Source organism: Ruminococcus sp. CAG:330, assembly GCF_000437175.1.
Lineage (GTDB): Bacteria > Bacillota > Clostridia > Oscillospirales > Ruminococcaceae > Ruminococcus_C.
In genome coordinates this window covers 39,691-60,171 of the sequence record NZ_FR898048.1, presented here as the reverse complement: position 1 = coordinate 60,171, position 20,481 = coordinate 39,691, and the positions used below count along the sequence as shown (strand labels likewise).

The 20,481-nt window shown below is 54.8% G+C and carries 24 protein-coding genes and 1 riboswitch; of the genes, 7 read left to right on the top strand and 17 right to left on the bottom strand.

The window, feature by feature from the left end; all coding sequences use genetic code 11:
• Window positions 1-7: 7 nt before the first annotated feature.
• Both QZL66_RS05935 and QZL66_RS05930 read right to left on the bottom strand, forming a co-directional pair.
• Entirely contained in the window at window positions 8-1,024 is a 1,017-nt protein-coding gene (locus QZL66_RS05935; protein ID WP_293601898.1) for a beta-ketoacyl-ACP synthase III, read from the bottom strand.
• Between the two features lie 119 nt (window positions 1,025-1,143).
• Entirely contained in the window at window positions 1,144-1,839 is a 696-nt protein-coding gene (locus QZL66_RS05930) for a helix-turn-helix domain-containing protein (RefSeq protein ID WP_293601897.1), read from the bottom strand.
• Between the two features lie 203 nt (window positions 1,840-2,042).
• Window positions 2,043-2,180, top strand: a riboswitch (FMN riboswitch).
• A 125-nt stretch (window positions 2,181-2,305) separates the two neighbouring features.
• Between QZL66_RS05930 and ribD the strand changes: the two genes are divergently transcribed.
• The 7 genes from ribD to QZL66_RS05895 are packed head-to-tail and all read left to right on the top strand — an operon-like array spanning window position 2,306 to window position 7,931.
• The gene (ribD, locus tag QZL66_RS05925; RefSeq protein WP_022410814.1) at window positions 2,306-3,469 is read left to right on the top strand and encodes a bifunctional diaminohydroxyphosphoribosylaminopyrimidine deaminase/5-amino-6-(5-phosphoribosylamino)uracil reductase RibD; all 1,164 of its coding nucleotides are present in this window, start codon (window positions 2,306-2,308) and stop codon (window positions 3,467-3,469) included.
• A gap of 1 nt (window position 3,470) precedes the next feature.
• A complete protein-coding gene (locus QZL66_RS05920) occupies window positions 3,471-4,106 on the top strand; it encodes a riboflavin synthase (RefSeq protein WP_022410813.1) in 636 nt (211 codons plus the stop codon).
• Between the two features lie 22 nt (window positions 4,107-4,128).
• Complete coding sequence (locus tag QZL66_RS05915) at window positions 4,129-4,635, top strand: NADAR family protein (protein WP_022410812.1); 507 nt, start codon at window positions 4,129-4,131, stop codon at window positions 4,633-4,635.
• The gene (locus tag QZL66_RS05910) at window positions 4,625-5,827 is read left to right on the top strand and encodes a bifunctional 3,4-dihydroxy-2-butanone-4-phosphate synthase/GTP cyclohydrolase II (protein WP_022410811.1); all 1,203 of its coding nucleotides are present in this window, start codon (window positions 4,625-4,627) and stop codon (window positions 5,825-5,827) included. The genes QZL66_RS05915 and QZL66_RS05910 overlap by 11 nt, the downstream gene beginning before the upstream one ends.
• 15 nt (window positions 5,828-5,842) lie before the next feature.
• The gene (locus QZL66_RS05905; protein WP_022410810.1) at window positions 5,843-6,664 is read left to right on the top strand and encodes a glycosyltransferase family 8 protein; all 822 of its coding nucleotides are present in this window, start codon (window positions 5,843-5,845) and stop codon (window positions 6,662-6,664) included.
• Window positions 6,661-7,122 carry a 6,7-dimethyl-8-ribityllumazine synthase gene (ribE, locus tag QZL66_RS05900; protein WP_022410809.1) on the top strand — a complete coding sequence of 154 codons (462 nt, stop codon included), beginning with the start codon at window positions 6,661-6,663 and terminating at the stop codon, window positions 7,120-7,122. The genes QZL66_RS05905 and ribE overlap by 4 nt, the downstream gene beginning before the upstream one ends.
• Before the next feature lie 26 nt (window positions 7,123-7,148).
• On the top strand, window positions 7,149-7,931 hold the full coding sequence (locus QZL66_RS05895; RefSeq protein WP_022410808.1) for an HAD-IIB family hydrolase: 783 nt from the start codon (window positions 7,149-7,151) through the stop codon (window positions 7,929-7,931).
• Between the two features lie 257 nt (window positions 7,932-8,188).
• Here the strand turns inward: QZL66_RS05895 and QZL66_RS05890 are convergent, their stop codons facing one another.
• From QZL66_RS05890 to QZL66_RS05820, 15 genes are all read right to left on the bottom strand, one after another.
• A complete protein-coding gene (locus QZL66_RS05890; protein ID WP_022410807.1) occupies window positions 8,189-9,307 on the bottom strand; it encodes a vWA domain-containing protein in 1,119 nt (372 codons plus the stop codon).
• Window positions 9,308-9,541: 234 nt separating this feature from the next.
• Window positions 9,542-10,930, bottom strand: a complete 1,389-nt coding sequence (gene scfB / locus QZL66_RS05885) for a thioether cross-link-forming SCIFF peptide maturase (RefSeq protein ID WP_022410806.1) — start codon at window positions 10,928-10,930, stop codon at window positions 9,542-9,544.
• A 158-nt stretch (window positions 10,931-11,088) separates the two neighbouring features.
• Entirely contained in the window at window positions 11,089-11,226 is a 138-nt protein-coding gene (gene scfA, locus QZL66_RS05880) for a six-cysteine ranthipeptide SCIFF (RefSeq protein ID WP_022410805.1), read from the bottom strand.
• 122 nt (window positions 11,227-11,348) lie between these two features.
• Window positions 11,349-11,756, bottom strand: coding sequence for a TIGR04086 family membrane protein (locus QZL66_RS05875; protein WP_022410804.1), 408 nt, complete (start codon window positions 11,754-11,756; stop codon window positions 11,349-11,351).
• Window positions 11,757-12,041: 285 nt separating this feature from the next.
• A complete protein-coding gene (gene yajC, locus QZL66_RS05870) occupies window positions 12,042-12,545 on the bottom strand; it encodes a preprotein translocase subunit YajC (protein ID WP_022410803.1) in 504 nt (167 codons plus the stop codon).
• 33 nt (window positions 12,546-12,578) lie between these two features.
• Window positions 12,579-13,988 (bottom strand): NADPH-dependent glutamate synthase, encoded by a 1,410-nt coding sequence (gene gltA, locus QZL66_RS05865; RefSeq protein WP_022410802.1) that lies wholly within the window; start codon window positions 13,986-13,988, stop codon window positions 12,579-12,581.
• Window positions 13,988-14,824: a sulfide/dihydroorotate dehydrogenase-like FAD/NAD-binding protein gene (locus QZL66_RS05860; protein ID WP_022410801.1), complete on the bottom strand. Its 837-nt coding sequence runs from the start codon at window positions 14,822-14,824 to the stop codon at window positions 13,988-13,990. The genes gltA and QZL66_RS05860 overlap by 1 nt, the downstream gene beginning before the upstream one ends.
• Before the next feature lie 309 nt (window positions 14,825-15,133).
• Window positions 15,134-15,589 carry a CD1247 N-terminal domain-containing protein gene (locus QZL66_RS05855; protein WP_022410800.1) on the bottom strand — a complete coding sequence of 152 codons (456 nt, stop codon included), beginning with the start codon at window positions 15,587-15,589 and terminating at the stop codon, window positions 15,134-15,136.
• Window positions 15,590-15,658: 69 nt separating this feature from the next.
• Window positions 15,659-16,216, bottom strand: coding sequence for an elongation factor P (efp, locus tag QZL66_RS05850; protein ID WP_022410799.1), 558 nt, complete (start codon window positions 16,214-16,216; stop codon window positions 15,659-15,661).
• 187 nt (window positions 16,217-16,403) lie between these two features.
• The gene (locus QZL66_RS05845; RefSeq protein ID WP_022410798.1) at window positions 16,404-16,904 is read right to left on the bottom strand and encodes a YfbM family protein; all 501 of its coding nucleotides are present in this window, start codon (window positions 16,902-16,904) and stop codon (window positions 16,404-16,406) included.
• A gap of 15 nt (window positions 16,905-16,919) precedes the next feature.
• Complete coding sequence (locus QZL66_RS05840) at window positions 16,920-17,996, bottom strand: aminopeptidase P family protein (RefSeq protein ID WP_022410797.1); 1,077 nt, start codon at window positions 17,994-17,996, stop codon at window positions 16,920-16,922.
• Window positions 17,997-18,008: 12 nt separating this feature from the next.
• Window positions 18,009-18,440, bottom strand: a complete 432-nt coding sequence (gene aroQ / locus QZL66_RS05835; RefSeq protein WP_022410796.1) for a type II 3-dehydroquinate dehydratase — start codon at window positions 18,438-18,440, stop codon at window positions 18,009-18,011.
• Window positions 18,437-18,970 carry a YqeG family HAD IIIA-type phosphatase gene (locus QZL66_RS05830; RefSeq protein WP_022410795.1) on the bottom strand — a complete coding sequence of 178 codons (534 nt, stop codon included), beginning with the start codon at window positions 18,968-18,970 and terminating at the stop codon, window positions 18,437-18,439. The genes aroQ and QZL66_RS05830 overlap by 4 nt, the downstream gene beginning before the upstream one ends.
• Before the next feature lie 109 nt (window positions 18,971-19,079).
• Window positions 19,080-19,253 (bottom strand): 30S ribosomal protein S21, encoded by a 174-nt coding sequence (rpsU, locus tag QZL66_RS05825; protein WP_009984057.1) that lies wholly within the window; start codon window positions 19,251-19,253, stop codon window positions 19,080-19,082.
• Between the two features lie 212 nt (window positions 19,254-19,465).
• Window positions 19,466-20,481, bottom strand: a 1,016-nt coding sequence (locus QZL66_RS05820; RefSeq protein ID WP_293601896.1) for a class I tRNA ligase family protein, incomplete at its 5' end; no start/stop codon positions are given.

Sequence of the window (20,481 nt, the reverse complement as noted above, 5' to 3'; positions counted from 1 at the left end):
CTCCCCTTTAAAATGTGAGATACGCTGCGCCGTAGCTGAGTCCGCCGCCAAATCCGGCGAGGATCAGGCTCTCTCCCCGCTGAATTCCGCCGCTGCGCACGCAGTCATCCAGTGCAATGGCGATAGATGCCGCCGAGGTGTTGCCGTAATCGGCGATGTCCAAAAAGAACTTGTCCATTGGCTCGCCCAGCTGCTTGGCAGCTGCCTGCAGAATACGGGCGTTTGCCTGATGGCAGACGTAATGCTGCGGGAAACCGCCCGCTGCCTCGGACACACGGGAGATGCAGCCGGACAGTGCGTGCACTGCAAAGCTATAGACGGCTCTTCCCTCCATGTGCACCTGCTGTACCGGCTGTTCCGACTGGCTCTCTGCAAAGGGATTGGTGTTGGGGTAGCTCTTGGGGCAGTACAGCACCTCCGTATCCCCCTGTGCCCCGCAGTCAAAGGCATAGCGGCTGTTCTCGTCCAGCGCAATGACAGCTGCACCGGCACCGTCACCGAACAGCACGCAGGTGTTCCGGTCGGCGAAATTGGTGACACGGCTCAGCAATTCGCTCGCCACCACCAGCGCATACTTTTTCTCCGGCATGGTGCAGAGTAGGCTGCGGGCGGTATGGAGAGAATACAGGAATCCCGTGCAGGCGGCACAGATGTCGAAGGCGAGAATCTGTTCCGGCAGTCCCAGCTTCTTTTGCAGCAGGCAGGCTTGTGAGGGGACAATGTGATCCGGCGTGATGGTGGCGCAAATGACAGCGCCGATCTCCTCTCTGGAGATGCCTGCCATCTCCAGCGCCCGTTCCGCTGCCTCTGCCCCCAGCGAGAGGTTCGTTTCGCCGTCGGCAAAGTGCCGTTTCCGGATGCCGGTGCGTGTGGAGATCCATTCATCGCTGGTCTCCACGATAGTTGCCATATCGTCATTTGTCACGGTTTTGGCAGGGACACTGCTGCCAGTTCCGCAGATGCGGATGCCGATGTTCGGTGTGATGTTCATATGGGATTCCTCGCTTTCGTGTTGTTGCACCATCTAGTATACCCCTTTTCTGGAAGAGAATCCACCTATTCCCACGAGAATCCGCTCTACACTTTGGAGAATCGCACAAAAAAGCAGCACTGCGGAATGCACAGTGCTGCTGAAGCGTTTTATCATTGTTCATTTTTTGTCTTTTTTTCCGGAAACGGGTACGGAATCAGCCATTGGCGCACCGCTGCGCAGCGCCAAAAATAGCACAGCGCCACCGGAAGCTCCAGCACGCCAGCCAGCGCAAATACTACCGCTGCACCGGAAATGACGTGGAACGTCACAAAAACGGCAAGTGCTCCGCTCCAGATGATGCCGGTAATCGAAAGAAAAATCCACGCCCGCGGCCACCAAAGACTGGCGAACACCAGAAGCACCACAAACATCCCTGTGAGTGCGTAGCAGAGAATCCTGCCATCCCACTGGTCTGCTATGTGCGGCGCAAGATATTGAAACAGGCAGATTAGGAGAAATGCGGCAAACCACACCCCTGCTACGGACAGTAGAGTGATGAAAAAATGCTTCCAATCCACTCTACGCTCCGTAGAATTCGCCGATTTTGCGTTGCTTTTTGGAGTATCCGATTCTTCCGGCTGTAGTTCGGAAAACGATGTCAAGCTGTCCACAGAAATGCCAAAAATCTCCGCCAGCTGAACCAGCGTCGGCACATCCGGAATCCCGTCGCCCCGTTCCCACTTGGATATGCTCTTATCCGAATAGTTGATTTTTTCGGAGAGGTCGATCTGCGTCATGCCCATTTGTTTCCGGTACTTTGCAATGTTTCCGGCAATCGTTTTTCGGATCTCTGCTTCTGTCATCATCAAGCGCTCCTTTCGTGAAATTCGAACTCCACATTATTATAACATAGGAGAATCCGTATTTGATGAATTCCCTGTGAATTGAATTTTCCCATTTTTCTAAGGGATTCTCATTCTGTAGAGAATCCCTTTTTCCGGCGGCTCAATAAACTTGCGTTTTCCCGTCAAAAGCCACTTGACAATCCTCCGGAAGCATGCTATACTAAAAACAGCTTCAGGGTACTGTGCAATTCAGAACCGGCAGTGAACGGCGTTTATGCCGCAGTCTGCGAGCCAGCGGAAACGCTGGCTGATTCGGTGAAATTCCGAAACCGACGGTAAAGTCCGGATGAGAGAAGCCACGCAAAACAAGATTTACGTGTTTTCCCCATACAAAAATAACAGCCGGCCGTCCTGTGCGGATGGCTGTGCGAGCTGCCCTGTTGTGCGTCTGCATGACAGGGCCATTTTACTTTTTGGAGGTGTTTTCATGACGGAGCATTCTTTTTATATGGAACGTGCCATTCAGCTGGCAAAGCGCGGCACGGGCTTCACCAACCCCAATCCCCTGGTGGGTGCCGTCATTGTCAAAGACAGCCGCATCATCGGTGAGGGATGGCACGCCCGGTACGGCGACCTGCATGCGGAGCGAAACGCCCTGAAGCACTGCACAGAAGATCCGGCCGGCGCCACCATTTACGTCACGCTGGAGCCTTGCTGCCACCACGGCAAGCAGCCTCCCTGCACAGAGGCGCTGGCGGAGAGCGGCATTCGCCGGGTGTACATCGGTTCCCGTGATCCCAATCCGCTGGTATCCGGCAAGGGCATCGCATTCCTGCGGGAACATGGCATCGAGGTCATTCCGGATTTTCTGCGGGAACAGTGCGACCAGTTGAACTCCATCTTTTTCCGGTACATCACCACAAAAATGCCCTACACCATTTTGAAATATGCCATGACGGCGGACGGCAAGATCGCCTGTGCCGGCGGTGCATCCAAATGGGTCACCGGCGAGGCTGCCCGTGCCCATGTGCAGCAGACCAGAAAGCGTGTGGCAGCCATCTGTGTGGGCATCGGCACGGTGCTGGCAGATGACCCCATGCTCACCTGCCGCTGTGAGAATCCATCCCAGCCGGTGCGGGTGGTACTGGACACCCGTCTGCGAATCCCCATGGAAAGCCAGCTGGTGCAGACCGCCAGGGAAGTTCCGGTTATCGTCTTTTGCTACAATCCGGATCCGGACAAAAAGGCAGCGCTGGAAGCAGCCGGTGTCACCGTATTAGAGGCGAAGCTGCTGCCCAGAGAAGAGCTGGACGAGATGTTCCTGCAGCACGGAGCGTTCCAGATTCCCAGAGAGGAGCTGCACGGCAGACACATCTCCCTGCGGAACTGTCTGGAACAGCTGGGACAGCGTGGACTGGACAGCGTGCTCATTGAGGGCGGTGCGTCCATTCATGCCGCTGCACTGCAGGAAAAGTGCTGCGATCTGGTGCAGGTCTACGTTGCCCCGAAGCTGTTCGGCGGAGACGGGCTGTCCCCCATCGGCGGTATGGGCATCGCCACGCCGGACGAGGCAATTCTCCTGTCCGAACCCACCATTACCCGTCTGGGACAGGATCTGCTTCTGGAATATACCAGAAAGGAGCAATTCTAAGATGTTTACCGGAATCGTAGAAGAAATGGGAACTGTGCGGCGGCTGAACCAGTCCCCCAACCGGTGCGAACTGGAACTGTCCGCCGCAAAGGTGCTGGAGGGCACACAGATCGGCGACAGCATTGCCGTGAACGGCGTCTGCCTGACAGTAATTCGCATGGGCAGCGACCACTTCACAGCGGATGTCATGCCGGAAACGCTGCGGCGGAGCAATCTGGGACAGCTGAAACCCGGTTCAAGAGTGAATCTGGAACGTGCCATGGCAGCAGACGGCAGATTCGGCGGACACATTGTCGCCGGACACATTGACGGCACGGGAAAGATCCGTGCCATGCAGCCGGAGGGCAATGCCGTACTGGTAACCGTCAGTGCTGCGCCGGAGCTGCTCCGCTACGTGGTGGAAAAGGGTTCCATTGCCATTGACGGCATCAGCCTGACAGTGGCAAAGGTTTCCCACACGGATTTCACAGTGAGCCTGATTCCCCACACCGGCGAGGAGACCACCCTGCTGCGCCACCGTCCCGGAGAGATGGTCAATCTGGAAACCGACATCATCGGAAAGTATGTAGAGAAGCTGATGCAGCCGAGAACAGGCGGTGTCACCATGGAACTGCTGCAGCAGAACGGATTCTGTTAAGCGATCAAAAGGAGTGATATTGATGAAGCACGTCATTTGCTTTCACAATCCGGATGAGGAAAACGGCTATCTGGGCAACTGGTACCCCTCACCGTTCGAGAAAGACGGCGTTTCCTTTGCCCACATGGAACAGTACATGATGTACCGGAAAGCCCTGCAATTTCAAGATATGGAAACCGCACAGCAGATTCTGCAAACCGACGACCCAGGCAAGGTCAAAGCGCTGGGGCGGAGCGTCCGGAACTACGTGGACTCCCAGTGGAGTGCCGTCCGGCAGCAGATCGTCTACGAGGGACTGCTGGAAAAATTCCGGCAAAACCAGCCGCTTCTCCAGAAACTGCTGGCAACAGCACCCCATCTGCTGGCAGAGTGTGCGGTACACGACAGAATCTGGGGCATCGGACTGTCCATGACAGACGAAAACCGTTTTTCGCCGGAAAAATGGCGGGGGCAGAACCTGCTGGGCTACACCCTCATGCAGGTGCGGGACAAACTATCCAACGAAGGAGATCATTTCTATGGCAATTGAATATAACACCATCGAAGAGGCGCTGCAGGATCTGCGCAACGGCAAGTGCATTCTGGTGACGGACGATCCGGATCGGGAAAACGAGGGCGACCTCATCTGTGCCGGACAGTTTGCCACCACGGAGAACGTCAATCTCATGGCGAGTGCTGCCAAGGGACTGATCTGCATGCCCATGAGCCACGACAACATCATCCGGCTGGGACTGACGCAGATGGTTTCCCACAACACAGACAACCATGAAACGGCGTTCACCGTTTCCATCGACCACATCGACACCACCACCGGCATCTCCGCCGTAGAACGTGGTCTGACGGCTCGTATGGCAGCCGATCCGGCAGCGCATCCCGGCGACTTCCGCCGCCCGGGACACATGTTCCCGCTGGAGGCAAAGCCCGGCGGTGTTCTGGAGCGGAATGGCCACACTGAGGCGACTGTTGACCTGCTGCGTCTGGCTGGTCTGACACAGGTGGGACTCTGCTGCGAGATCATGGACGACGATGGCACCATGATGCGTGGCGAAAAGCTGGCGAACTTTGCGAAACAGCATGGACTGTCCTTTATCACCATTCAGGAGCTTCAGCGCTACCGCCGGAACCACGACAATTTCGTGGAGGAAGTGGCACGGGCAGAGCTGCCCACCGTCCACGGACACTTCCAGATGTTCGGATTCCGCAACACCATCAACGGCGACGAGCATGTGGCACTGGTCATGGGCGATGTGGCAGACGGCAAGCCGGTATTGTGCCGGGTACACTCGGAGTGCCTGACCGGCGATGTGTTCGGCTCCTACCGGTGTGACTGCGGCGAGCAGCTGAGCCGTGCGCTGGACATGATCCACGCAGAGGGACGCGGCGTTCTGGTCTACCTGCGGCAGGAAGGACGTGGCATCGGTCTGCTGAACAAGATTCGGGCGTATAAGCTACAGGAAGATGGTCTGGACACTGTAGAGGCAAACATCAGGCTGGGCTTTGCGCCGGATCTGCGGGACTACAGCGTAGGTGCGCAGATCCTGAAGCATCTGGGCGTGACCTCGCTGCGGCTCATGACCAACAACCCGGAAAAGATCGCAGAGCTGGATGAGTACGGACTGACCGTTGCGGAGCGTGTTCCCATCGACATTCCGGAAAAGCCGGAGAATCTGCGGTATCTCAAGACCAAGCAGTTCAAAATGGGACATTATCTGCATTTCTAAGAAGGTGACATTCCCTTGCACTTACTATTCTGCATCAACCGCAACTTCTGCTGGATGCTGGTGCAGTGTCTGCGCTCCATCGTCCGCTATCCCTGCACGACAGGCTACACCGCACACGTCCTGCACTCCGATCTGACTGCTGAGGATCTGGCGCAGATGCAGCAGGCTGTGCCGGAGGCGGAGATTCTGGAGGCAAAGGTAGACGAGTCCTTCTTTCGGGACTTTCCAGAAACCAGCCGCTACCCGAAGCAGATCTACTACCGCATTTTCGCCGCACAGTTTCTGCCGGACGATCTGGAACGCATCCTCTATCTGGACACAGACACCATTGTCATCCGATCCTTAGAAGAGCTGTACCGAAAGCCATTTCAGGGGGCATCTTACATTGCCTGCACCCATGTGCGTGCGCTGTTCAACAAAATGAACTGCCTGCGGCTGGGCATCACGGAGGATGTCCCCTACCTCAACACCGGCGTAATGCTGCTGAACCTGCCCAAGCTGCGGCAGCAGCAGACCACAGAGGACGTGCTGGCATTTATCAGCGACAAGAAAAACCGCCTGCTCCTGCCGGATCAGGACATCATCACCGCCCTGTACGGCAAGCAGATTCAGCTGGAGGACAGCTATCGCTACAATCTAAGCGACCGCATTCTCACCATGTATAACGCACGGCATCCCGGTCACATCCGCACGCTGGACTGGGTGCGGCAGAACACCAGCATCATCCACTACTGCGGCAAAAACAAGCCGTGGAAGCCTGGATATGTGGGAAAACTGGACATCTTTTATCAGGAGCTTCTCGAAGCCGAAAAAAATCACGGAGGTATCACATCATGAAAACACTGGAAGGCATGTATGAAGGCAAAGGTCTGAAAATCGCAATCGTCGCATCTCGTTTCAACGAGTTCATCACCACCAAGCTGGTGGGCGGTGCAGAGGACTGCCTGCTGCGCCACGGCACCGACGGCGATGACATCACACTGGCATGGGTGCCGGGCGCATTTGAGATTCCGCTGGCTGCCAAGAAACTGGCGCACACCGGCAGGTATGATGCCATCATCTGCGTGGGCGCTGTCATTCGCGGTGCAACCAGCCACTACGACTATGTGTGTGCCGAGGTTTCCAAGGGCATCGCACAGGTTGGACTGGAATCCGGCATTCCGGTACTCTTCGGCGTTCTGACCACCGACACCATTGAACAGGCCATCGAGCGTGCCGGCACCAAGGCAGGCAACAAGGGCTATGACTGCGCAATGTCCGCACTGGAAATGGTCAGCCTATTCAAAAACATTTGATAGAATCCTATAAAGTGAGCGAGTTTATGAAAAATTTCATTTTCTTTGACATTGACGGCACCATTATCTCCGAGGACGGCTACCTGCCGGAATCCGCAGTCCGTGCCATTCGGGCTGCCCGCAAAAAAGGCAACGCCACCCTCATCAACACCGGACGCACTGCCATGAATGTTGACCCGTTCCTCCGGGAAATCGGCTTTGACGGATTTGTCTATGGCTGCGGTACAGAGCTGGAATATAACGGCAAGGTGCTGTTCCACGAGAAGCAGACACCGGTATGCAGCCGGGAGATCGTAGAGCTGGTTCGCCGCACCAATGTGGCAGTGCTGTATGAGCGCAGCGATGCCATGTTCATCGACCCCGGCACACGGATCCTGCCGGACTTGCAGAAGCTTCTGGCGCTTTACGAGAGCAAGCACGTGCCGGTTTCCAATCTGCCGGAGGATGCGGACTGGTACACCGACAAGTTCGTCATCTGGTATGACGATGCCAGCGATCTGGCTGCATTTCAGGCGGGTCTGACGGGCAAGTTCGACTACATCGACCGCGGCAACCGCTTTGCGGAGATGGTTCCCTGCGGCTGCTCCAAGGCAACGGGAATAGAGAAGATGATGGCGCTGCTGCATGCCGACCGTGCCAACGTCTACGCCGTGGGCGACAGTCTCAACGACCGCCCCATGATGGAAGCTGCCGGCACAGGCATTGCCATGGGTGACAATCCCATGCTGCACCCCTACGCCGACTACATCACGGCAAATCTGACGGACGACGGACTGGAGAAAGCACTGGCGCACTTTGATTTGATCTAAGAGCTCGTGTTCATAGGCGTCTATCTACGTCTTTTCGGCAAATTTTGTTGCATACTGCGTTAAAAATTCTTGCCATACGAAAGTATGCCTGCAAATTTTTGCCTTGTCTGCAAAAAAATTTGCTCGAAAATCCGCATATATTTCCTACGAACACAAGCTCTAACAGCCTGTCTTTCCAAGACAAACGCAAAAGAGCTGCTGTACCGATTTTGGTACAGCAGCTCTTTTTTGCTGGATTTGCGATTGTATGTCTGCGATTACTTCCGGCGTGCTCTGCTCAGTGCCAGACCGCAAACTGCCAGTGCCATCACGCTGACGATCACACCGACACCCGCGTCTCCGGTCTTCGGAGAAGAGGAGGTGTCTGTGGTGGGCGTTGCCGTGGGAACGCTAGTCTTTCCAGAGGAAATGGCGATGTTCTGGAAAATCATATTGAATACACCGTCCAGATCCTTGGCATCCTCTACAATGTAGCCGTACTTCGGATCGCTTGCCAGATCCCGAATGAACTGCTCGTCCGTCTTGCTGTAGTAGGAATCAAAGAAACCGATGCTGTAAACAGTGGCAGCAGTTTTCAGACCGTTGTTGTCGTAGTTCAGCGCATAGTTCTGATAGCCATCATAGCCGTAGTCCGCATCATACGAATGGCCGCCCTCGTTGGGCATGCCGTCTGCCATAATGATGACAGACTTTTGCTTGCCGTTGCTGCCGTTCAGGATCAGCTTTACCTCTTCCATACCGCCGGACATATTGGTCATGCCGTATGCCTTCAGCGAGCGGATGTAAGCTGCCAGAGAGGTAAAGTCGCTGCTGTACCGCAGGGACTGTACGTTTGTGCCAAATGCAACCACAGAGATCACAGTCTTGGGGTCAGCCTTCAGGAACTTTTCGCAAACGCCAACGGCTGCGTCCTTCATTGCTTCCATGGGTTCGCCGCTCATACTGCCGGAAACGTCCAGCATCAGAACCACATCATCGAAATAGTTGGTGGGTGCAACGCCCTGCGCATTACCAGTCATGACGGTGGTCTGGATTGCCTCTGCCTGAACGGCTGCAACCGTGGTCACTTCTGCACGCTCCACAGTAGTAGCTGCGGTGGTCTCTGTGGAAACAGCCTCCTCTGCCGGTGCAGTGGTTACGGCTGCGTTGTTCTCACTGTCCACCGAAACGGTTACGTCAGCTGCCGGAGCGGTTTCCTCTACGCCCAGCACTTCCACAGCCTCTTCCACGCTGTCTACCACCGGTGCCTCTGCGGTTTCCCCAGCAGCTGCCGGTGATGTGCTCTCTGCCTCCGAGGCAGATACTGCCATACCGCCCATTGTGCCGACTGCCATCATACCTGCCAGCAGCAGCGAGATCCATTTTTTGTTTTTCATGTCCTCTTTCCTCCATTCTTTTTTCCCTGCATCTCCGTGTGGCGCTCTGCCACACGAAAACGACACATTTAGTATAGCATTTCTCGCACTATCTTGTCAATCCTTTCCTAATTTTTTTCGATTTTATGAAACTACAGCTCGATTTTATTGCAATATTTTGTGCGATGTGCCAGTTTTCCAACAAAAAAGACTGCCGAATCTCGACAGTCTTTGGAATCTGATATTTTTTTGCCTTTATGCTTCGCTCTCCTGCGCAGCTGCTGCACGATCCATGCGAATCGCTTTCAGCACAATGGCGCACTCCAAACGCTTCTTTTCGATCTCACAGGACAACTTGTGTGCCTTATGCACATCGCCGGCGAACTGATAGTTATTGGCGTTGCATCCGCCGCTGCAATAGAATCTTGCCCAGCAGTTCCGGCAGTCCGGCTTGCTGTAGATGTGCGTCTTGGCGAAGTCGGACTTCATCTGCTGGTTGAATGTGCCGTCGTCCACGTTGCCCATCTTATACTCTGCCTCGCCCACAAACTGGTGGCAGGGGTAGATGTCGCCGTCCGGTGTGATTGCCACGTATTCGTTACCGCATCCGCAGCCACGCAGGCGCTTGATGGCGCAGGGTCCCTGATCCAGATCCAGCATAAAGTGGAAGAAATTGAACTTCTTGCCGGTTGCCTCGTAGTCCAGAATCTTCTGCATCAGGCGCTCGTACTCCTCGAAGATTCGGGGCAGGTCTGCCTCTGTGATGGCGTACGGTTCTTCCGGATCGGCAATAACCGGCTCCACAGAAATCTGGTCGAATCCGGCATCCAGCAGCGCAAACACATCGTCGGCGAAGTCCAGATTGTATTTGGTGTAAGTGCCGCGGACGTAGTACTCCTTTTCCCCACGCTGGTCTACCAGCTTCTTGTACATGGGGATGATGCGGTCATAGGAGCCTTTGCCGTTCACACGGGGGCGCATACGGTCGTTGACATCCTTTCTGCCGTCAATGGACAGTACCACATTGGACATCTCCCGATTGATGAAATCGATCTTGTCATCGGTCAGAAGCATGCCGTTGGTGGTGATGGTGAACCGAAACTTCTTATTGTAGATCGGCTCCTGCGAACGAGCATATTCCACGATCTTCTTGACGGTTTCGAAGTTCATCAGCGGTTCTCCGCCAAAAAAGTCCATCTCCAGATTGACACGGTTTCCCGAATTTTTCAGCAGGAAATCCACTGCCTTTTTTCCGGTTTCATAGGACATGAGCTTTCTGCCCTCGCCGAAATCGCCGGTGGAGGCAAAGCAGTACTTACAGCGGAGGTTACAGTCGTGGGCGATGTTCAGACACATCGCCTTGATGGGAGAAGCCACGGCAAAGTTGGCGTACTTCTCGTAGTCATCCGGCGAAAACAGGATGCCCTCCTCGTATGCCTCCAGTACCTCGGCATAGCAGGAGCGGATTTCCTCCGGCGCATAAAAGCGGGAGAGCTTTTCCACAACCTCCGGCGGACAGACCGGCGCAAACGGTGGCTGCACATTGTCCAGCATGTCATAGGTCAGCTCGTCCACCACATGGACGCCACCGCTGTTGACATCCAACACAATATTATAATCGCCCAATTTATACTTATGGATCATTACAATTCCTCTTTCTACAACTCCAAGAGCCTGCAACGCTGCGAAACAGACTCTGATCGTCTATGGGATAAAAGAAAAGGGACAACAAGCTGCCCCTTTTCCTCCATGGCTTTTTCAAGCCTGTTCGATCGTCCGGTAATGCGTGCCTTGAAATGCGCTTAGTGCTCGCACTTCTGGTTTGCTACTGTGCAGGAAGTCTTGCATGCAGACTGACAGGAAGCCTGGCACTTACCGCAGCCGCCCTTTTCAGCAGATGCCTTCAGGTTAGCCTTGTTGATGGTCTTGATGTGCTTCATTCGAAACCCTCCCCCAAAAAATTTATTCTCATTATATCACAAATTCGTCCCATTTTCAAGCGTTCCGCACGGGAACGGAAAAAAGTTTACATATTAACCGATAATTTTCCTATGCTTTCCCCCTATCGTGGAGGATGCTTTCGTGGAAGATTGACACCAGCCACTCCGCCGGTCGCACTGCTCAGCATCAGCACAAGCCCTTTCCACAGCGTGCCCGCCTCATGCAGCCACAGTACACCTGCCAGCACCAGCAGCAGATACAACAGCACACCGCACTGCAGGCCGGTGCGAAGCCCTTTGCGGTGCCGCCGGTAACCGGCAAAGCGTCCCATGCCATAGCCGGCAGTCAGCAGCGCAGCTAGCGCCAGCAGGGTTTCCATCCACGCTGGCGCATCCGCTTTCAACAGCAGCAGCGCAAACAGGAGCACCATTCCGCAGAGTATAGCAAGTCCCACGAAAACGGCCGGCAACAGAAACCACACGCCGGTTTCCCAAATGTTTTTCCGTGGCGGCTGTCTCCTTGTCTGCATGGCGTTCCCTCCTCTGCCCTTGGTGTTACTCCAAGCTTATGCAAGCAGCGGGGGCGATAGAACGCAAAAGCAGACCGCATGCGTTTTGCATACAGTCTGCTGTCTTGGCGTAAAAATTAAGCTTAGAGCTTGTATTCATAGGAAATATATGCGGATTTTCGAGCAAATTTTTTTGCAGACAAGGCAAAAATTTGCGGGCATACTTTCGTATGGCAAGAATTTTTAACGCAGTATGCAACAAAATTTGCCGAAAAGACGTAGATAGACGCCTATGAACACAAGCTCTTAGTCCTTCAGGATGCCGCCATCCCCAGTGGTGTCGTCATCCTTCTTTTTCTTCTTGCCCTCTTTTTTGGCTTTGGCAGCGGCGATCTTTGCCTCCTGCTCCCGCTTGGTATTCTCCGACAGGGTCAGGTTTTCCTGAATCGCCCACTTCTTCAGGCGAATCTTGTTGCGGTTTCCGGTCGTCTCAATGACGATGGTGTCCTCATTGACCTGAACCACCAGACCAACAATACCGCCAATGGTCACGATCTCGTCGCCGATCTGCAGTGCGCCCTGCATTGCCTTGGCTTCCTTGTCCTTTTTCTTCTGCGGACGGATCAGGATGAAGTACATCACTGCGAACAGCAGCACCATAAAGATCAGGTAGCCCACAGTTCCCATACCGCCGGCAGAGCCGCTCGAAGAGCCGCTTCCGCTGGAAGCAAATGCGGTTACGGTGCAGAGTGCACCCGTCAGTGCTGCGGTGCTGGCAGCGAGTCCCAGTCTTGCAAATTTCTTACTCATGTTTCAAAGCCCTTTCTCTCATTGTGGCTGTTTTCACTCCGTCTGTGCCTTTCCGCACAGAATTTCGTCAATGGAAGCAGCCGCTGTTTTTCCGGCACCCATCGCCAGGATGACCGTTGCTGCGCCGGTTACGGCATCGCCGCCGGCATAGACCTTGTCCTTGGTGGTTGCCATGTCCTCGTTGACGATCAGGCAGCCCCAGCGATTGGTGTCCAGTCCCTCTGTGGTGGAAGAGATCAGCGGGTTGGGGGAGGTGCCGATTGCCATGATCACGGTATCCACATCCAGCACAAATTCGCTGTCCGGAATGGCAATCGGCCGCCGTCTACCGCTCTCATCCGGTTCGCCAAGTTCCATCCGGATGCACTTCAGACCGTTGACACGGCCGTTCTCGTCGCCCAGAATCTCCACGGGATTGCAGAGGTTCTGAAACTCCACGCCCTCTTCCTTGGCGTGGTGCACTTCCTCCAGACGTGCCGGCATCTCTGCCTCGGAACGGCGGTAGACAATGTACACATGCTCCGCACCCATACGCAGCGCACTTCTTGCAGCGTCCATTGCCACGTTGCCGCCGCCGACCACAGCAACCGCCCTGGAGCGAATGACCGGTGTTGCATAGTTATCATCATAACCGTGCATCAGGTTGATTCGGGTAAGGTACTCATTTGCCGAGCAAACGCCCACCTGCGCCTCGCCGGGAATGTTCATGAAGCGGGGCAGACCTGCGCCGGAGCCGATGAATACCGCATCATAGCCGGATTCCATCAGCTCATCCACGGAGAGGATCTTCCCGATGACCATGTCCGGCTGAATCTCCACGCCCATTTTTTCCAGCGTCTTGATTTCCTGCTGCACGATGGACTTGGGCAGACGGAATTCCGGAATGCCATACATTAGCACGCCGCCAGCCACCTGAAATGCCTCGAAGATCGTCACCTGATAGCCCAGACGTGCCAGATCGCCGGCACAAGTCAGACCTGCCGGACCGCCGCCGACAATTGCCACACGCTTGCCGTTGGCAGGCGCTTTTTCCAGATTGCCGGCATAGCCGTGCTCTCTGGCGTAATCTGCCACAAAGCGTTCCAGTCTGCCAATGGCGACCGGCTCCCCCTTCTTGCCACGAACGCACTTGCCCTCGCACTGGTTTTCCTGTGGGCAGACACGTCCGCAGATGGCGGGCAGGCTGTTGGTGGTGCGAATGATGTCATATGCCTGAAGGAAATCTCCGGCTGCCACTGCTGCGATGAAGTCCGGAATCGGCACGCCTACCGGACATCCGCTGACGCAGGGCTTCGCCTTACAGTGCAGGCAGCGGCCTGCCTCCTCGATTGCCTGTTCCGGCGTATAGCCCATGGCAACCTCCTGGAAGCATCTCGCACGTTCCTTGGGGTCACGCTCCGGCATGGGCACTTTCTGCTGTGCCATGTTAAATTTTCCTGCCATTACTGTGCGCCCCCTTCCCGATGCAGTCTGCACACGTGCTGTTCCTGTTCCCGGTATGTGCCGTTGCGGCGCATCAGTTCCTCGAAGTCCACCTGATGTCCGTCAAAGTCCGGCCCGTCCACGCAGGCATAGCGAATCTTCCCGCCAACCGTCACACGGCAGCCGCCGCACATGCCGGTACCGTCTACCATGATCGGGTTCAGGGATACGATCGTAGGCAGGTCATACGGCTTTGTGGTCTGGCAGACAAACTTCATCATGGGCACCGGTCCAATGGCGATGACCACGTCATATTTCTTTCCGCTCTCCAGCTGCTGCTGCAGCACGTTGGTCACGAAGCCCTTGGTGCCATAGGAGCCGTCATCGGTACACAGATAGAGATTGTCGCTGCACGAACGGAATTCGTCCTCCAGAATCACGATGTCCTTGCTGCGGAAGCCTGCAATGGTATCCACGGCAATGCCCTTGGCGTGAAGCTGCTTTGCCTGCGGATAAGCAATGGCGCACCCCACGCCGCCGCCGATGACGCAAGCGGACTTTGTGCCCTCCGGAATCTCTGTGGGCATGCCAAGAGGTCCTACCAGATCCAGAATCGAATCGCCCTCTTCCAAAGCGGCGAACTGGCGGGTAGATTCTCCCACGATCTGGAAAATCAGCGTGATCGTTCCAGCCTCACGGTCATAATCGGCAACGGTCAGCGGAACACGCTCGCCGAACTCGTCCAGACGGAACATGATAAACTGTCCTGCCTGCACCTTACGGGCGATGAGCGGCGCTTTCAGCTTCACCCAAACGACCGCATCGTTCAGCCTTTTCTTTTCTACAATTGGAAACAATTTTTTCACCTCATTGTGTCTTTTGTCGCATCAAAAATGACAAAGGGTATCCCCACGCTCCCGCAATCCTTCGGTTTTACAGCATCCGACAGCTTTTCAGCGCATCGATCCTGTACACCCCCCTTCCGACTGCGTTCCGTCCTGCGGAGATACCCCATGGAGCACATGGGAATCCGCATGGGATTTCACGCACTCGAAAGAAAAAGCCGACACCTCTGCCGGCTCCTTCTATCATTTCTGTTTTGTCACATTGCACTCTGTCCCCGGAAAGATCCCATACAGGTTCTGCCGAGGTTCTCAGAGTCTGATTCAGTCTTCCGATTCTGTTTCGTCTGCGTCCTCGGCGAAATCAGCTTCTGTCACATCGCCGAATTCCAGTTTCTGACCGCAGCACGGACATGGCATTTCACCCTTGTCCAGAATCGACTCGCTCAGAACGATGGTATTCTTGCAGGTGGGGCAAACGGTCTCGTACTGAACCTCGTCGTCCTCGTCCTCATCATAGTAATCGTCGTACTCGTCATCGTCCTCGTCGTCATCTTCGTCAAAGACAATGTCCTCCAGATCGCCCAGATCCTGATCCAGCAGATCGCAGGTATCTGTCAGCTCGTCTACCTGTGTCTGAAGATCAACGATGTAAGCGGTCATTTCCTGCATCACATCGAGGATCTTGCCCAGTACCTTTCCCTCTTTGGAGCTTGTCAGATCCAGCTCCATGCCGTCAACCATACCACACAGATATGCCATTTTATCCGTCAGATTCATACCATTGCCTCCTGTTCTGTTCCGAATCCTGCACATTTTGCAGGGATTCTGTTTCTTGCCTTTTGGGATTTATGCACGCTCCATGTATTCGCCGGTTCTGGTGTCGATGCGGATCATATCGCCCTGATTGATGAAGAGCGGAACCTTGATCTCTGCGCCGGTTTCCAGCGTTGCCGGCTTGGTAGCGTTGGTAGCAGTATCGCCCTTGAAGCCCGGGTCTGTCTCGGTAACTTCCAGCTCTACAAAGTACGGCGGCTCTACGCCGAATACGTTGCCCTTGTAGGACAGAACCTTAACTTCCATGTTCTCCTTGACAAATGCGAAAGCCGGACCCAGCTTAGACTTGTCGATGGGCTGCTGCTCATATGTTTCCATGTCCATGAAATAGTACAGATCGCCGTCTGCATACAGATACTGCATGTCCTTACGCTCGATGTAAGCAGTCGGATACTTATCCGTAGGGTTGAAAGAGCGCTCTACAACTGCACCGGTGATAACATTCTTGTACTTGGTGCGGACAAATGCGGCACCCTTACCCGGCTTTACGTGCTGAAATTCGATAACCTGTACAACGTTTCCATCCAGTTCAAATGTTACGCCGTTTCTGAAATCGCCTGCTGAAATCATAAAATGAAACCTCCGTTTTATTCCTGTGTTTGCTGCAACGAGAAAGGAGCTCCGGCAACAGCCTGGAAAATCCCCTCAGAAAAACATTGCTTAACTTTATTATACAACATAATTGCCCGCTTTGCAAGACTTTCCGCAAAAAAAATTACGTTTTTACTGGAAAAATCTTTCGGCGGCACCGCACCGGTCAGCCGATCATCACCAGCACTGCGTTACCCTGTTCTGCGGCATTGTCATAGAATGCCTGCAAATCCGCAAAGTACGCCGGCAGTTCCGCACGAATATCGTCTTCCTCCGCCGGTCTTTCCCAGATGGCAGGATAGATATCTGCCGCTGCAAAATCGGACATCTGCAAGGCTGCCAGACGTGCGGCAAAATCCACCTCGTGCAGAGCCTGTGCAATTTCTTTCACACGCTTTGCCGGAATGCCGCCCACATGCAGCTGCCGTGCCAGAAAGTCGCTGCCGCACACTGCCTCTGACAATGGATCATGGTCTGCGGCATCGGACAGAGTATCTCCGGTCAGCACAAAATGCAACGCATCCCACATCTTGTCCAGATCACACGCTTCCGCAGTTTCGTCCTCTGTCAGCGTTTCCGCCTGTTTCACCAGAGCACGTTCCTCCAGCTGCCGCAGATGTTCCAGTTCTGTGTCGGAAATCTGGTAATAGCCTGCATACATTCCCATTGTGTCAATCTCCTTTTACAGCGTAATCAGCTGCTTCGGTGCCTCCGTCAGATTGTCGCATCCGCCCTCGTGGATCACCACGAAATCCTCGATGCGCACGCCAAATTCGCCCGGCAGATAGATGCCCGGCTCTACCGTGACCACGTTGCCCTCTGCCATCACTGCCTGAGATGCCGGCGAAGCATTGGGGTACTCGTGAATCTCCATGCCCACGCCGTGTCCCAGCGAATGCCCGAAGTTGTCGCCATAGCCGGCGTCAGTGATGATCTTTCTTGCGCAGGCATCCATGTCCCTGCCGGTCACGCCAGCTTTGGCGAGCCGCAGCGTCTCCTCCTGTGCCCGAAGTACCACGCCGTACACCTCACGCATCCGCTCTGTGGGCTGTCCCACGCAGACGGTACGGGTCATGTCGCTGTGGTAGCCGTCCACCATTGCGCCGAAGTCCATGAGCACGAAGTCGCCGGACTGCACCTTTGCCTCCGCCGTGGGAACGCCGTGCGGCATAGAAGTCCTTGCACCGGTGAGTGCGATGGTGGGGAATGACTCCCCCTCAGAGCCACGCTGAAGCATGGCGTGGTTGAGGTAGAGCATGATGTCCCGTTCCGAAACGCCAACACGGATATAGTTCAGCGTTTCCGCCAGCGCCGCCTCTGCAATACGCTGTGCCTTTCGAATCTTTTCGATCTCCTCCGGCGTTTTCACCGTGCGGCAGTCATAGATGGCACGGCTCAGCACGTCGCTCCGATCCAGCTGCACCTGTTTTTCCAGCGCACGCTGAAGCACAGCGAAATCATGCAGCGTCATGGTCATGGACTCCACTGCTGCCGTCTTTGCACCATGCTTCCGCAGCAGCTCCTGAATCTGAAACATCAGGTCGTGCTGTTCAATGACACGGCAATTTGTCACGCACTGCCGTGCCTTTTCAATATACCGGAAGTCGATGATGAGATAGGAAACCTCACGAAAGCATACCACCGTTCCGGCGGAGGAGAGCATTCCGGTGAAATAGCGCCGGTTGACATCGGACTGGATGATGGCGCAGTCAATTCTGGCAGGCAGCAGCCCCATCAGCTTTTGAATTGGATTTGACATGTCCCCGCCCCCTTACATCTCGGAAAGTGCCTGAAGCGCCAGAAAATAGCCGTTGATGCCGAAGCCGGCAATCGTTCCGGCACAAACCGGACTCAGCACCGAGTGGGAACGGAACTCGTCCCGTGCATAGATGTTGCTGATGTGCACTTCCACGCAGGGAATGCGAATGTCGTGGATGGCATCGTGAATGGCATAGCTGTAGTGGGTATAGGCACCGGCATTGATGACAACGCCGTCAAAAGTGTGCCGTGCTGCGTGCAGCTTGTCGATGATCGCACCCTCGTGGTTGGACTGGAAGATCTCGCACTCCAGCCCCAGTCCCTCGGCACGATCCAGAATCTGACGGTTCAGATCGGCGAAGGTGGTGTTTCCGTACACGCCGGGCTCCCGTTCGCCCAGCAGATTCAGGTTCGGTCCATGAATCACCAATACTTTTTTGATCATATGCTATCGACTCCTTGCCTGCCGGACTTTGCGACCTCCGGCCCCTCATAAATTTTGCGGGGCAAAAAGGGCACCTCCATCCGGCGCTTGAATTTGAAAAACTTCGTTTTTTCCATTTCCATGGGGAATACAAAGATGCAGGGCACACGAAACAAATTTGCGCCCAGCACATCAGTAAAGATCTGATCCCCCACCGCTGCCACTTCCTTTCGTGACAGTCCCATTTTCTGCACTGCCTCCCGATATCCCTTCGTCAGCGGTTTTTTCCCCTCACAGACGAAATCCAGCCCCAGCCGCCTGGCAAACGGCTCGACTCTCGGCGGGTGGTTGTTGGACACAAGGCACAGGGAAATCCCCGCCGCCTGCATTCCAGCCACCCAGCCCTCCACACCGGGTGCCGGCGTGGGGTTGTCGTGAGTGGTCAGCGTGTTGTCAATGTCCAGCAAAAGTCCCCGCACGCCCAGCTTTCCCAGCAGCTCCGGCGTGATATCGCAGACGCTTCGCAGCGCAAGTTTTGCGTGGAACAGCATTGCCCTCTCTCCTTCCATGGTCATCAAACCCTGTCGAAAAATGCCGCACAAAAAAACGGACGCACTTTCGTCAAGTGCGCCCGCATGCTGTGTATCGCAAATTTCTGGATTAATACTTGCGCTTACGAGCAGCTTCCGACTTCTTCTTACGCTTTACCGAAGGCTTTTCGTAATGCTCTCTCTTGCGGACTTCAGCGATAACGCCGTCCTTCGCACAAGATCTCTTAAAACGCTTCAGCGCGGTGTCCAAAGACTCGTTCTTACCAACGCGAACTTCTGCCACTTACATTTCCCTCCCTTTGCCACTACGGCAGAGGCTAATCTTCCATCCAGCCGTAACCAGATTTCCAATTTATCTAACTGGCTTCCCGACCGAAACCGGGCTGCCAGAGATTAGCAATACCTGTCATTGTGTCATCATTTTTTGCAATATAGATTATTGTACCACATATTGCACAAGATGTCAAGAGATTTTTCCAACAAATTTGTTTTTTGTTATTTTGCCACAAAATTGACAAGTTTCTTTGGTACATATATTTGCTTTATGATTGTTTTTCCGGCGATTGCTTCCGAAACTTTCGGTTCTGCGGCTGCTTGTGCCAGAACGGCATCCTTTTCGGCATCTGCCGGAATCTCCAGCTTTGCACGAACCTTGCCGTTGATCTGGACAACGATCTCGATGGTGTCGTCCACGCACTGCGCCTCATCATAGGTCACCCATTCCTGTTCGCTGAGCACGCCCTCGCAGCCGATGACCTGATACAGCTCCTCAGAGATGTGCGGTGCAAACGGATACAGCAGGATCAGCAGATCCCGGAACTCCTTCTTGGTGATGGAGCCGGCATCGTAGATGTCGTTGAGCAATGTCATCATAGCAGCAATGGCAGTGTTGAACTTCATTGCCTCGATGTCCTCAGACACCTTCTTAATGGTCTTGTGCATCTTGGAGCGCAGCGCATCGCTGTAGCTGTCGCTGTCAGTCACCTTGTCCTGCAATGCCCAGATACGGTCTACGAAGCGCTTGCAGCCCTTGACGCTGCTCTCGCTCCACGGCGCAGCCTTTTCATAGTCGCCCATGAAGAGAACGTACAGACGCAGCACATCGGCGCCATAGACATCGACTACATCATTCGGGTCTGCGACGTTGCCTCTGGACTTGGACATCTTCTCGCCGTCCGGGCCGAGGATCAGACCCTGTGCGGTACGCTTTGCATACGGCTCAGAGGTGGGCACCAGATCCAGATCATACAGGAACTTGTGCCAGAAACGGGAGTAGATCATGTGGCGTGTTACATGCTCCATACCGCCGTTGTACCAGTCAACCGGCATCCAGTACTTCAGCGCCTCCTGGGATGCAAATTCCTTGTCGTTGTGCGGATCGCAGTAGCGGAGGAAGTACCAGGAAGACCCTGCCCACTGGGGCATGGTGTCGGTTTCCCGTCTTGCTGCCGCACCGCACTTGGGGCACTTGCAGTTGACGAAGGATTCGATCTTTGCCAGCGGACTTTCGC